Annotated in this window: 11 protein-coding genes; 6 read left to right on the top strand and 5 right to left on the bottom strand. The window is 50.8% G+C overall.

Annotation, left to right across the window (positions count from 1 at the left end):
• Positions 1-20: 20 nt before the first annotated feature.
• Both G3M78_05730 and G3M78_05725 read right to left on the bottom strand, forming a co-directional pair.
• Positions 21-1,778 carry a tetratricopeptide repeat protein gene (locus G3M78_05730; protein ID QPJ64910.1) on the bottom strand — a complete coding sequence of 586 codons (1,758 nt, stop codon included), beginning with the start codon at positions 1,776-1,778 and terminating at the stop codon, positions 21-23.
• Positions 1,779-1,838: 60 nt separating this feature from the next.
• A complete protein-coding gene (locus tag G3M78_05725) occupies positions 1,839-5,675 on the bottom strand; it encodes an AsmA family protein (GenBank protein QPJ64909.1) in 3,837 nt (1,278 codons plus the stop codon).
• A gap of 244 nt (positions 5,676-5,919) precedes the next feature.
• On the opposite strand from G3M78_05725, the gene rlmB reads away from it, so the two are divergent.
• Positions 5,920-6,678 (top strand): 23S rRNA (guanosine(2251)-2'-O)-methyltransferase RlmB, encoded by a 759-nt coding sequence (gene rlmB, locus G3M78_05720; GenBank protein QPJ64908.1) that lies wholly within the window; start codon positions 5,920-5,922, stop codon positions 6,676-6,678.
• Positions 6,679-6,796: 118 nt separating this feature from the next.
• Here rlmB and rpsU read toward each other — a convergent pair whose 3' ends face one another.
• The gene (gene rpsU / locus G3M78_05715) at positions 6,797-6,994 is read right to left on the bottom strand and encodes a 30S ribosomal protein S21 (GenBank protein ID QPJ64907.1); all 198 of its coding nucleotides are present in this window, start codon (positions 6,992-6,994) and stop codon (positions 6,797-6,799) included.
• Positions 6,995-7,207: 213 nt separating this feature from the next.
• On the opposite strand from rpsU, the gene G3M78_05710 reads away from it, so the two are divergent.
• Positions 7,208-8,419, top strand: a complete 1,212-nt coding sequence (locus G3M78_05710) for a PDZ domain-containing protein (GenBank protein QPJ64906.1) — start codon at positions 7,208-7,210, stop codon at positions 8,417-8,419.
• A 550-nt stretch (positions 8,420-8,969) separates the two neighbouring features.
• On the opposite strand, the gene G3M78_05705 is transcribed toward G3M78_05710, so the two are convergent.
• Complete coding sequence (locus G3M78_05705; protein QPJ64905.1) at positions 8,970-9,374, bottom strand: cupin domain-containing protein; 405 nt, start codon at positions 9,372-9,374, stop codon at positions 8,970-8,972.
• Between the two features lie 12 nt (positions 9,375-9,386).
• A complete protein-coding gene (locus tag G3M78_05700; GenBank protein QPJ64904.1) occupies positions 9,387-9,839 on the bottom strand; it encodes a carboxymuconolactone decarboxylase family protein in 453 nt (150 codons plus the stop codon).
• Positions 9,840-9,987: 148 nt separating this feature from the next.
• On the opposite strand from G3M78_05700, the gene G3M78_05695 reads away from it, so the two are divergent.
• The 4 genes from G3M78_05695 to G3M78_05680 all read left to right on the top strand — a co-directional run bounded on the left by G3M78_05695 (position 9,988) and on the right by G3M78_05680 (position 13,188).
• Entirely contained in the window at positions 9,988-10,503 is a 516-nt protein-coding gene (locus G3M78_05695; protein QPJ64903.1) for an Rrf2 family transcriptional regulator, read from the top strand.
• 130 nt (positions 10,504-10,633) lie between these two features.
• Positions 10,634-11,671, top strand: a complete 1,038-nt coding sequence (locus G3M78_05690) for an NAD(P)-dependent alcohol dehydrogenase (GenBank protein ID QPJ64902.1) — start codon at positions 10,634-10,636, stop codon at positions 11,669-11,671.
• A gap of 518 nt (positions 11,672-12,189) precedes the next feature.
• Positions 12,190-12,384, top strand: a complete 195-nt coding sequence (locus G3M78_05685) for a 2-oxoisovalerate dehydrogenase (protein QPJ64901.1) — start codon at positions 12,190-12,192, stop codon at positions 12,382-12,384.
• Positions 12,385-12,504: 120 nt separating this feature from the next.
• The gene (locus G3M78_05680; protein QPJ64900.1) at positions 12,505-13,188 is read left to right on the top strand and encodes a hypothetical protein; all 684 of its coding nucleotides are present in this window, start codon (positions 12,505-12,507) and stop codon (positions 13,186-13,188) included.
• Positions 13,189-13,329: the final 141 nt, after the last annotated feature.

Below are 13,329 nucleotides of genomic sequence, written 5' to 3'. Positions count from 1 at the left end.
AGCCGGATCGTCGGCTTTGTCTATGGATTCGGCAGCGGGTCTGCTTTGTCGATTTGCAAAAGCTTCCACAAACGCTGGATGCCTGCATTTTCAGGATCGGCTTGCAATGCCAAACGCAACTGCTCCTCTGCGCTATCCAACTTGCCTTGTTTCATATACAGGTAACCCAGATTAGCGCGCGCCTCCATCATGCCTGGCTCTGCCTGCAGGGCTTCTTTATAACGATCTTCCGCCGCCTGAAAATCACCCTTTTGTAAATACAGCAGGCCGAGATTGTTCAAGGTCTTCGCGTCCACCCGGATTGCAAGCACGGAGCGGAACGCCGCTTCCGCTTCTTCCCAGCGTTTCAATTTTGAATAGAGCAATCCCAGACGATTACGCGCCGGAATGTCTTTGGGATCAATCCGAATCGCGTTCAGAAATCCTTGTTCCGCTTCCCTCCAACGACCCGCATCGTCATGAATTTTCGCCAGCGTGAAATGAACGCGTCCCAGATTATCCGGGTACAGCCGCGCCGTGTTTTGCCATAATGAAGCCGTATCCGCCCAAACCAAGGTCTGGCGATGGGTCAACGCCGCCAATACCGTATACAGCGTCACAAGCGCCAGGAGACAAACCCAGCGTCTATGTTTTTCCGAAATTGATTCTATCCCGCGCCAGGCAAGCCAGGCCGCCAGCAGGTAAAACCCCAGGGTAGGCAAATAGGTGTAACGATCCGCCGCCGCTTGCGTTCCCACCTGAATCACCCCTGCCACCGGCGCGAGGGTGATCGCGTAATACAAAACAACCGCGAGTAACGCAGGAGAACGCAGTGTCCCCCGCCACAACCAAACGCCCCCGCCAACTAATAGAATAAAAAACAACGCAGGCCCCAAAAACCAGGCGCTCCAGAAAACCCTCTCTTCAGCAAATGGATACAAGGCGGACAGACCCAGCGGAACGAGGGTTTTCTGCAAATAGAAAAAACCGCTGTGTACGGCATTCATGATGCGCTCATCCCAACCCAGACGCTCCACAGAGAGCATCGCCCCAGCTCCCTTCTGCGCCACCAGCGCAAGGACTGTGGCCCCCGCGATCAAAGCAATGAAAGGAATTTTTTCTACAATCAATCGTCTTGCGTCAACGCGGTTCCAGCGATTGAGTGGATAAACGTCCCATAGCAACAGAACCAGCGGCGCTGTCGCCGCCATCGGCTTCGACATCAAAGCCAGAGCGAGACAGCCCCAGGACGCCCAATAGTATTGTTGCCGGGCGCGTCGATTCTCTTCCTGGGCGTAAGACAGATACAGACCGTAGCAAAGCAGGCTGAACAGAGCGCACAAAACGTCCTTGCGCTCCGAGGCCCAGACCACCGATTCCACTCGAAGCGGATGGATCGCAAACAAAAGACTCGCCGAAAAGCAGGCCAGCGTTTCAGAAAGGCTCAGGTCTTCCCCCTTCGCCGATCGCCACAGGAGTTGGAAGACAATGAACACCAGTATGGCGTTCAAGCCGTGCAGAAGCAGATTCGTCAGGTGGTGCCCCATCGGGTTCAGTCCAAACACCGCGACGTCCACCGCATGTGAAAACCAGGTCAGGGGATGCCAGTTGCCCATATGCAACTCAAGGGCAAACCTTTGCAGGTTCTCGAAACTGAACGATTGAATGAATTTATTTTCGGTGATGTAGGCGGGATCGTCCCAAAGGACAAAGTCGTTTCCAAGAGACGCGCTCATCGGCAGGACGGCGAGAAAGAAAAGGCCGATGCGCAAAGCGCGCAATGAGGTAAAGGAATTCACGATACTGCGCCTGGAGTGATCAGCGCCAAATCAGGACCGCCGCATGATAATGTCGAGACATCAATTGGTGTTATCGTCGGAAGTGGGCAAGGAGAGAATATCCTGAGGCGTTTGCAGGATGCCTTGAAAAATTCCCATGACCTTTTTACCCAATGATACAAAAGGAATCGCCGTCGCCTTTGGATCGGTCAGGGGACCGCGCAAGGCGTAATAAGTCTTCACCAGGCTGGCCTCGTCTCCCGCGGTGATGATCTTGCCCACCAAAGGGATTTGCGTGAGAAATTTATCCAGATTGGCCATCGGAGCCACGCCAAGAACCGCGTCGATTTCCCCTTTCCCCAGATCCAGCTTGCCCACCAGGGAGGTTCGACGCCCGGGAGTTTCCAGAATAAAGTCGCTGGTCTCGGCAATCCCCCCAATCAACATGAACTTTCCTGAAATGGAATCGTAAGGCAGTTCATTATCCGACGGCTTTTCAGCCGGAACTTCTCCTGTCCCAGACGCTTCCTGCCGCTCTCCAGTAAGAGAAGCGATTCCATTTTTCATTTGCCGCTTGTAGATTTTTCCAGCGTCCAGCAGGAACTCCACCCGCCCGGTCAAGGTGCCCATGATATCCTCCCATGCATCGCCCTGCCCGGATAGGTTTGCTGAAAAATTATGCACCTTACCCGTCAAGCCCTCCTTAAAGGTGGAACCAAACGGAGCCACAAAATTTTCCGCGCTGATCCCTTCCACATACAAACGATGCTTGAATTCCATCGGCTTGCCCTTAACAAAAGACAAAGCGCCTTCGCTGTGAATTTTTCCATCTTCGCCAAAGGTCAACTTGTTCACCGAAATTTTTCTGTTCTGGATTTTCACTTCACCGCGAAGATTTTTCATCACCAGCCGCTTGTAGGTCAGCAAAGACAAATTCAGGCGCACATGGGTGCGTCCTTTATCAAACAAACTGACGCCTTCCATCCATTTCGACAAACCCGAGCCGCCTTCACTCTGCTCTGTATGGATGTTTAAAACGCCCTCGTTCAACTCAACCGTCAATTCAGGCGCCTTGGGTTCAATCCCCGGCGCATAACGAGCGGTGAATTTTAATTTCGAATCCTTGTCGACCCAGCCGCCATTTTTAATCGCTATCGCTTCGCCGTTCCAGTCAAGATTTCCTGTAAACGTTCCCTGTGGAAACGTCTTAGCGAAAGCAACCTTTGTCACCCCAGCTTGCGCACGAACCTCCGCCTGACTCAAGCGTTCCATCGATCCCTTCACCTGAACCTGCAGGTCGGCAAGACCGGAAAGGAGCTTGGGGGCCTTTGGTAGAAACGAAGCGACCTGCTTCAACTCCAACTGTTTCCCTTGCAACTTTAATTCAAAATCAGAATCGCCTTCAACATGACCGACGCCTTCAAGGCGGGAACCGTCCAATTCAAACGCAAGCGATTCCAGGTCAATGTCTTTATTTTTTGTCATTCGACCCTTCAGTGATATCTGATTCGGTCGCCCCTCGGGCTTGCTAAAATCTCCGCCATACTGATAACTGGTCTGCGTCAAATTGATCTGCTTGCTGAACTGGAAAGCGTCCACCGTTCCCTTCAAGCGCGTCGATACGTTGATCGGCCCCTTAAACTTGAGGCGATCCAGGCGGGGAATGTCCTTGAGATCGGACTGAGCCAGCTTGGGCAACTTGATATCAATATCGAATACCGGTTTTCTTTCCTGTGCAAATTTGACTTCTCCGCCCAATTGAATGGGTGAGTTGCCATACCAGCCTTCAATATGATTCAAATGCAGTTTCGCCTGATCGTCGAATTTGAGAATTCCCTTAACATTCATGAGCGGTTGAAATTTGTCGCGCAGGCGAACCGAAACATTCTGCAATTTCGCCGTCCCCCAACGCTTCACGCCCGCCTTCGTATCCGGGGTTCCAGAAGCGAAACTTTCGATCTCCGCGATGCCGTCTGAAAACTGCAGGGAATTGATGAACTTCAAGACAGGCTCTGATAAATCCATATAGCCTTGTATGTCTGGAACCTCTGCCAGTTGAACGCGACTCTTCGCAGAGAACTCGCGGTAACGGTTGTCCCGCTCCAGAATCATCTTGCCGTTAAAATCTTCAAAGGAACTGCGACCTATGCTCCCTGAGAAACCGTGGAACTCCGCCATCGAAAGCGCGCCGTCTTTCTTCTCATCTACGGACAGATCGCGATAGATCACCTTGCCGCGCACCGATTCAATCGCGTCGGGCAAGCCGCGTCTCTTGACGGAAAGATTTTCCACGTCCAGATCGCCAAATATGGAGAGCTTGGAATCGTCATTCAACGATCCTTTCAACGCCACCTCCACCACGCCGGAACCGCGCACGCTTTCAACCGCATGCAATACCTCTGCAAAGGGATCGTCGCCAAGTATCCGGGTCAGAAATTTTATAAACTGCTCCATATCGACCTTGTTCTTAACTCGCAAGTCTGCGATGGGGTCGTATAACAAACCGTGGATCACGCCGTCGATATCGGTGATTGGCAATCCTTCAAAGGTGGTCTTGGCGATATGCACCTTGCTTGCCCCGGCTTTCATCAACAGGGTGCCCGTCACTTTTTTAAAATCCGGCAAGGGCTCCATCCAGTTCACGCGGTCCAGATCGATTTCGCAGGAAAACAGGTGGGAATTATTTTTATCGTCGAGATGCTTCAACTGGTTCAGAGAACCTTTAAAATCCAGCGATTTGATACGGAATGAACCGCCTGTGAATCGGCTCTGCACCAAACGATGCATCTTCTCAGGAAGCAACTTGAGAGGCATGTATTCATGGCTGTGATCCACCTCAAACGCTTTGCTTGAAATGGAAAACTGCAACTGGGGATCTTCTGAAAATATATTCTCCACCTTGCCCGAACCGGATACGGCAAAGCGTCCCGATTCCAAAGAGACTTTTTTCAGATCCAGAGAATTCCCATCGACCTGCACATCAAAATGCGCCGAAGCGCGTTTCGGCGAATCCTGATCGGAGAGCGTCGGCAGATGATCGCGCCCCACAAGCGCATAATGTCCCTTGCCGGAGAGCGTCCATGCGCCTCCCAGCGCGCCCTCAAATTCTGACTCGAAACCGATTTCGCTATCATCAGACGCTTGATAGGACAATGCGTGCAGGTAGGGCTTGAGTAGCGACAGGTGCAAATTCTGCGCATGAACCTTACCCTTCCATTGCAAGCGGGAGACCGGGTCTTTGTTGAGCAGGTTCTTCAAGGTCCCGGCCGCATTGAACGCGGTTGGTTGATCGGGGTGTGGAGCCTCTACGCTCAAAATAAAATCATAATCGCTTTTCAACAAGGGCTTGTTGAGGGAGAAATGAAACTTGTCCAATTCCAAAGATGCCGGCTTGCCATCTTCAAGCACCTTGTAGTCGTGAAAGCGTAAAACGCTTTGCTGAAAACTCAGTTGGTGAAGCGCGCTGACCTGAAAAGGATTTTTCCAGTTTTCAGCCGTTGTCTTTCCTTCCGTCGCATCGCCCCAGCCGCCGAAGCGAAACTGTCCCTCTGCATTGCGCTCTACCAATAAGGTTGCGCCTTGCACGATCAGCTTTTCCACTTCCACCTTTTGTTCCATCAAGGGAAGGAGCTTGACCACCACCCAAACGCTTTGCGCTTCGAACTCAGGATCGGATTGAGAGCGATTTGCGATGGAAACGTCGCGCATGCGAACGCTCACGCCTTTGCCCCAGTCCAGCTCGGCTCGTCCGACGGTCACCTTGCGTCCAGTCAGGCTTTCCAATTGCTGAACTGCATGCGCCTTCACCCGATCGACGTCGAGAAGATTCCAGGCGATCACCCCCGCTACAATCACAACCACTGTGATGATCGCGCTGAACAAATAGAGTGAAATTTTTTTTAATCTTGAAATAAACATGTTTTATTCAACAGGGCTTCGATGGCGCCCTTGACTCGAAAATAAGATCGCAAATGAATGCAAGCGTCGTCTCGAAACTTCAGCTTCAATAAATGCCGGGACGCTGGAAAGAAAATGCAATGCGCGCATGAATATGCTATCTTCAGGGACTCGGGGTTTCCGAACCCAGTACGGGCATGCTAACTTCATTTATATCATCAAGTTAGCCAATGCACAACGAAGCATTCCAAGTCTCCCGGATTCCATGAACTCATTTCCAGAGTCGGCCCTCTACGGCATCAACGCCGTTTTAGAAGCCATCCAGTCCCAACAGCGCGCCTGTTACAAGCTCGTGGTCGATCAAGAGGCGTCGCGGTCCAGGCGGTTGCGCGAAATCATCACGCTCGCCCAGTCGCAGGGAATACGCATCGAAACACTGCCCTCGGCTCATTTCGACAAGCAATTTCGCGGCGTTTCGCACCAGGGCATTGTCGGATTTGTGGCGGAAAAAACGGTTCTGTCGGTGGCGGAACTCATCGCCAAGGTCTATGAGAAGGACGAACGGCCCACTCTCGGCGTTCTGGATTCGATTCAAGACCCGCAAAACATGGGCGCTCTGATTCGTTCGGCGGCGGCTTTGAACTGCCAGGGATTGATCCTGCCCAAACGTCGCTCCGCGCCGCTCAACGCGACGGTCTCCAAAGTTTCTGCTGGAGCGATTGAACGCATCATGATCGCCGAGGCGACAAACCTCAGCCAATGCTTAACTGAATTGAAACAACAAGGATTCTGGATCATCGGTCTCGACCCGAGGGCGGATAGCCCGTGCTGGAATCTGGACCTCAAAGGTCCGATAGCGGTGGTGCTGGGCAATGAGGGGAAAGGGATTCGACCGATTCTGAAAAAAGATTGCGATTTTCTGGCTTCGATCCCGATGGCGGCATCCGTCGAGTCTCTAAACGCTTCCGCCGCTGGCGCGGCGATCTTTTACGAAATCCTCAGGCAAAAAAATGAACGGGCGTGAATAGACGCTTCCATTCGGAACTTGCGCAACCTGCGCATCGAAAATTTGAACCTGTAAAGAAAATATCGCTTAGAGGCAAAACAACCGGAGGGCTTGCGCGCTTCGGGGAAAAATCAGATTAGAGACGGCTTCGCGATCGACGCATGGCCGCTTTACGCTTCTTCTTCGCTTCTTTCTGCTTTCGCTTCTTTTTGACCGAAGGCTTTTCGTAAAAACGTCTTCGCTTCAATTCCTTCAACAAACCTTCTTTGGTCATTTGGCGCTTCAGTACTTTTAAAGCTCGTTCCACCTGGTTTTGATAGACAGTAACTTCCAAAAAACTTCCCCCCTTCAAGGAAAATTTGGGCGCTTGGCCGCGTAAATACAGAATTTGATAAAAATGAAAAAGGCATTGTGCCGTATGCGCCAACAAATGTCAATCACGAAGATAGAACGAAATCCGCCAAAGCACGCATTATGTTATCATTAAAGGGATGATTGACTTGTGAAACGCCCGCAGGGGCCATTCAATTGATAAATCGAGTATTCCATGAATAATTCTCCCGTCAGCGATTCCATCCGAATCGTTCTCATATCGCTTTTCATCATCTGGACTCTGGTCTTCGCGCGCGAAGCCCAGCCCGAGGAATTCGCCGTCCCCAATCAGGGATCGCCCTATATCGATCTGCATGAACCGCCCGTCGGCTCGATCCACCACCTGCCCACCGGCATCCGCGTCAGCCAGAATCAACTGATCGACGCCCTGTCCGGTTCGCGCGTGATCTACATCGGCGAGACGCACGACAATACGGAAGCGCACCGCGTTCAACTGGAGATCATCAAAGCCCTTGCGCAACGCGGCCCGATCAGCGTCGGCGTGGAAATGTTCCGACGCTCTTCCAAAGAGCGGCTGGATTCATGGAATCGCGGCGAGCTTTCCGAGCAGGAGTTCCGACGCCAGTTCCACGAGGACTGGGGCGGCGGCTATCCTTTATACCAACCGATCTTCGAATACCTGCGCGAACGCTCCATCCCGCTCATCGGCCTCAAATCGTCCAAAGACACCGAAAGTCGCTACCGCGAAGGGAGCATCGGCGAGTTTCCCGAAATTGATCTGCACGATCCTTATCACCGCGCCTATTCCATGTCGACCTTTGGCGGTCATTCGGAGAAGGTCGAAAAACCCTATCGCATGCTCTTGCTCTGGGAAGAGGCGATGGCCCAAACGGTCGCCGAGTTTTTGAAAAACGATGAAACGGGACAGCGCAAGCTCATCGTGCTGGCCGGGGGTTTTCACGTTCAATACGGATTCGGCATCCCCAAACGCGCCTTTCGCCGCGTCCCGCACGCTTACAGCATCGTCCTGCCGGAAGTGATCGAGGTGCCGGAGGAATTGAAGGACCGGGAGATGACCATCGAACATGTGTCCATCCCTCTCTACGCCGCCGACTATGTGTGGAAGGTGGATTACAAAATCCTTGAGGATAACAAGATTCGTCTTGGCGTCTTGCTGAAAGAAGAGGACGACGGATTGCATATCAAATCCGTCATGGAACATTCCAACGCGCATCGCGCCGGTCTGCAGGAGGGCGACATCTTGCAATCCATCGACGACCAGTCATTGCCAAGCGTTCCAACCCTGGCAACTTACCTGCAAACCCGTTCCTACGGGGATTGGATAAACTTGAAAGTCCTGCGCAACGGACAAGAAGTCAAACTACAAACCCAACTGCAAAACCCCGGCGAGACGCCGGGGCCATAAGGCTATCCTCGCTCTGCTATCCATCCCTTTGGACGCAATTGGAAACTTCCCGGCTCTATTCCAGCAGGCGAAGCCTGCCAGCGTGACGCTGGACCCTTAACGCTATTCCCGCTCTGCTTTCCATCCCTTTGGACGCAATTGGAACGTATCCGATCTAATCTTTTCCCCCTCACCCAACCCTCTCCCTCAGGGAGAGGGATTTCTAACGCGCCACTTTCACTTCAACCAATATCATCAAGTGCAACCGAAAACGTCCCCACTTTATCCCATGGACGTAGTCCATCCTATCCATATAGGAGAGGGATTTCTAACGCGCCACTTTCACTTCAACCAATATCATCAAGTACAACCGAAAACGCTCCCACTTTTATCCCATGGACGTAGTCCATCCTCTCCCTCAGGGAGAGGACACAGGTGAGGGTGGCTTTCCAACAACCAGCTCGTATTGCCAGCAAAATATCTGAACGCAACCGGAAACGTTCCGCCTCTAATCCCACAGGTGAAACCTGCCTGCGAGGCGCCGAATCCCTGGACTCAGAAAACACCATTACTATTTTTCATCTATCGACAAAAGAATGGGGGCGTCTGTATTCTTTATAAAAAAAACGAGAAAGCTCGCTGGCTCTGTCGCGCTGGCATTTCGGGATACCGAGTGGATGTCATCGGGCGATTCATAGAACGTTTCCCCATTGCCGAAAACCTGCACCGCGCCTCCTTCAACCTGCATCATCACCGAGCCTTCCAGAACATAGACAAATGTATGAGCGTTGTGACGATGCTTTGAGGTCGATTCCCCCGGCGCGTAATCCACCCGAAGCATCACCGCTTCTTTACCATCAAATTCGGGCAGTTCCAATTGCTTCAGTATATTGACACCCGAGGCTTCCTGCGCGTGGGAGGTCGCGCCGAAGATGGACGTCATCACGAACAAAGCCGATAAACAAATGTAACGCATTCTCTCCTCCTTTCAACGGGCCTCTGAAACCGTAGGTTGATTTTTAAACGAAACGGACAAACGATTCCATAAGTTGATCTGACCGATCGCCACCGTCAAATCAACCAACTCGTCTTCTAAAAAATGCTCCCGCATTCTGTTGTAAACCTCGTCCGAAATTTCCGACCCGGCCAGCAGGGTCACGCGCTCCGCCCAATCCAGCGCCGCGCGTTCCCTTTCCGAAAAGCAGGGCGAGTCTTTCCACACAGCGACCAGCGCCAGAACGGCTTCGGCGACCCCTTCTTTTTTTAGTTCGCCATAATGCATGTTCACACAATAAGCGCATCCGTTAATCTGGGAGGCTCTCAGTTTGACCAAACCAAATATCTTTCCCTTCAGGCTGGAAGTGTTTAGATAGGATTCAACCTTCAAGAGAGCCTTTACGGCCTCCGGGGAATTCTTGTGATAATTCACGCGCGCATTCATATGAACTCCTTTGTTGTTTGATAATTGTTCCCCAAAAACATATCATGGATAAATTTTATCCGCAATTATTTTCTTCATGCGCATCGCGTTCAGTCTTCAAGACAAAAGCCTTCTTGATTGTCCGCGCCAGACATACTATATTTTTTCTATGAAACTGAGTTCGACTGTAGAATGGGCAATTCACTGTTGCACCTTTTTAGCCGGTTTACCGGAAGGGCGTTGCCTCACCGGAAGCGATTTAGCGGAATTTCATGGCATCCCCCGCCCTTATCTTGCCAAGACCCTGCAAGCCCTCTCCAGCAATGGGATTCTGGATACGGTGTCAGGACCCAGAGGGGGATACCGGCTTGGGAAAAGTCCTAAAAAAATATCTCTATTAGATATCGTTTTGTCGATTGAGGGAGGAGATTCTACATTCGAATGCGCCGAGATTCGGCGACAGGGTCCGGCGGCGATGAAAACGGCCTCCACTTACAAACATCCATGTTTGATTGCAACCGCCATGTGGAAGGCGGAAAAAGTCTGGCGAGACGAGCTGGATAAAGTCAAACTGTCTCACCTGGTGGAAAGGGTTGCCGTAGAAGTCGATTCAAGGCAATTGAAAAAGGCTAAATCATGGATCGAACAAAAACTACACATGAAAAAAATCAAATCAAAATCCTGAAACATCTCACAAGGATTATGGAGCCAACGTATTCATTGCCGCCTGACTGTAATTTGAAATCGCTACCGAATTTATCGACTCTACATCCACCCACAATCGGTCAGATCCAAAACCGAAAAGGAAATAAATTATGACGAAAGCCTATGCCGCTCAGAAGCAAGCCGACACCCTGACCAATTTTGAAATCGAACGCCGCGCCGTTGGGCCGGACGACGTACAAATCGATATCGACTATTGCGGCGTCTGCCATAGCGACCTTCATATGGTCAACAACGATTGGGGAATCTCCGCCTATCCCCTCGTGCCCGGCCATGAAATCATCGGCCACGTCACCGCCGTCGGAAGCGCTGTCAAAAATTTCAAAAAAGGCGAATGCGTGGGCGTGGGTTGTTTTGTCGACTCCTGCCGCTCGTGCGAGGCTTGCGAAGCAGACCTGGAACAATACTGCCTGAACGGCTCCACCATGACCTATGGAAGCGAAACGAAAGACCCCGGCGGCTTGACCTTTGGCGGCTACTCCAAACAGATCGTCGTCGATAAAAAATATCTTTTGAGCATCCCGGAAAATCTCGACCGGGCAGGCGCCGCGCCGCTGTTATGCGCAGGCATCACCACCTATTCCCCGCTCAAACACTGGAAGGTTCAGCCCGGTCAAACCGTTGGCGTGATCGGTCTCGGCGGTCTGGGACATATGGGAGTCAAATTCGCGCATGCGATGGGCGCGCGCACCGTCATCATCACCACCTCGCCGGAGAAAGGCAAGATGGGCAAATCTCTCGGCGCCGATGAGGTTTTGATTTCAACAGACGAAAAGGCCATGAGCGAATGGGCGGGGAAATTTGATTTTCTGCTCAACACCATACCCGTCGCGCACGACATGAACCCCTACATCAATCTTCTGAAATTCGATTCGACCATGTGCATCGTTGGCGCCATTGGAGAATTCGAAAAGTTTCAAACCCCTCAACTGGTGTTCGGACGCCGCGCCGTCGCCGGGTCATTGATCGGCGGGATTAAAGAAACGCAGGAGATGCTCGATTTCTGCGGAGAGCATAATATCGTCTCTGAAATCGAAAAGATTTCCATGCTGAAAATAAACGACTCTTACATACGAATGCAAAAGTCCGACGTGAAATTCCGCTTCGTGATCGAGATGAAAACGCTGTAGAAATCTCTAACGCCCAGCGTGCCGCTGTAGCCTTAACGCTCAGCTCACAATGCAATCAATCTCTCTGCGCGCAATCGGGCTATTTATATAATTTTCCTCTCCCCTCGCGGGAGAGGGATTTCTAACGCTCCGCTCGCATTGCTAGCAATATCTCTGAACGCAATTGATTACGTTCTCACCTTTATCCCTCAAGGGTCCAGCGGCACGCTGGCTCTGCCACAGGGAGAGGGTTTTCTAACGCTCCGCTTTCATTGCTACCAATCTCAGTGTGTGCAATTGGAAACTTCCCCACATTTATCCCATGGACGTAGTCCATCCTCTCCCTCAGGGAGAGGACACAGGTGAGGGTGGCTTTCTAACTCCCGGCGAGGCGCCACAGACCTAATGCTCAACCCGCCCTGCTATCAATCCGCTTAGGCGCAAAAGAAACATTCCAGCCCTTTTCCTGCCGACCTAGTCCTCAATGAAAACTTCGAAGTGTCATGTTATAATTGAAGCCCAACAATCAGGAGTCACCCATGCAACAGGAAATCATTTTCATCGTCGAAGAATCTCCTGAAGGCGGCCTCGAAGCCCGCGCCCTCGGTCACTCCATTTTCACCATAGCGGACGATATTGAAAGCCTCAAGCTGATGGTGAGAGACGCCGTCCATTGCCATTTCGACACCCCAGAAAAACCTTCCATGATTCGATTGCATTGTTCCCACAACTGAGTCAACCAGCCTTCGCATGTATTGGGTGATACCCATAAGCGTTGAATCATATAAAAAACACGGCACACCAGCAGTAATCCTACATGGATTCACCAATCCTCAATTTACCTATTTGCTGACATGAATACCAACTATTCAAATTGCATTTGCCAAACGATCGGAGCCATAGATTATGCTGAGTTGCCAAAAGGGCTCAGGGAGGTCTGGAAGAAGTGTCCCGCTCTAAACAAGGTATTCATCCACAACGAAGAAACTCTAGAAGCTCTGATGCAACAGAGCCAAATACCCGATAAGGCTCATCATTGCTCGACCTTGTGGCTTGCTTTACAAAGGGGTTATTTAAAAAATATTATGGGTCCCGTACATAGATATCTATTGGAAGGAGAGAACTTTTGGAAGGATACAACACCAGACTATAAAAAAAGGTTTCATGAAACCTGGATCATAAAAAATACAGACGCCTTCAAGCGACATGAAACAGCTAAAAAGCAATTGGGATCGTTGTATGAATTACTGTATGCAAATCACCTCGAAGAGCAAGGACACCAAATCATTTCGCTCGAAGCATGGGGCGGTCCAGCAGACATTAGCGCCCGCATCAACGGTGAAGAATACGATATTGAGGTTAAAGCTATTGGGTCAAGCAAAGAGGAGTTTTCGGCTGTGTACAAAACTTTAAAAAACCCCGATGATCCTCCCATTGCGCGCTCCAACCCGATGGAGCCTGTAAAATATCTGATGGAAATAATTCGAAACGCAACAATCCAAATTGAAAAATTCGATCAAACAGAAAAAAACGGTTAATCATAATTGATAATTCAATCAGTCAATTCCCTATTTTTTATTCAAAACCTTATAAGCCATCCAAAGCTGATTCATGGGATGAAACTTTATGGGGTGAAAAAGAAACAACTAAAGCATTTAATGAAATCGCAATTTTGCGTC

This window comes from Candidatus Nitrohelix vancouverensis (assembly GCA_015698305.1).
Taxonomy (GTDB): Bacteria; Nitrospinota; Nitrospinia; order Nitrospinales; family VA-1; genus Nitrohelix; species Nitrohelix vancouverensis.
This window is presented reverse-complemented; position numbering and strand designations above follow the sequence as displayed.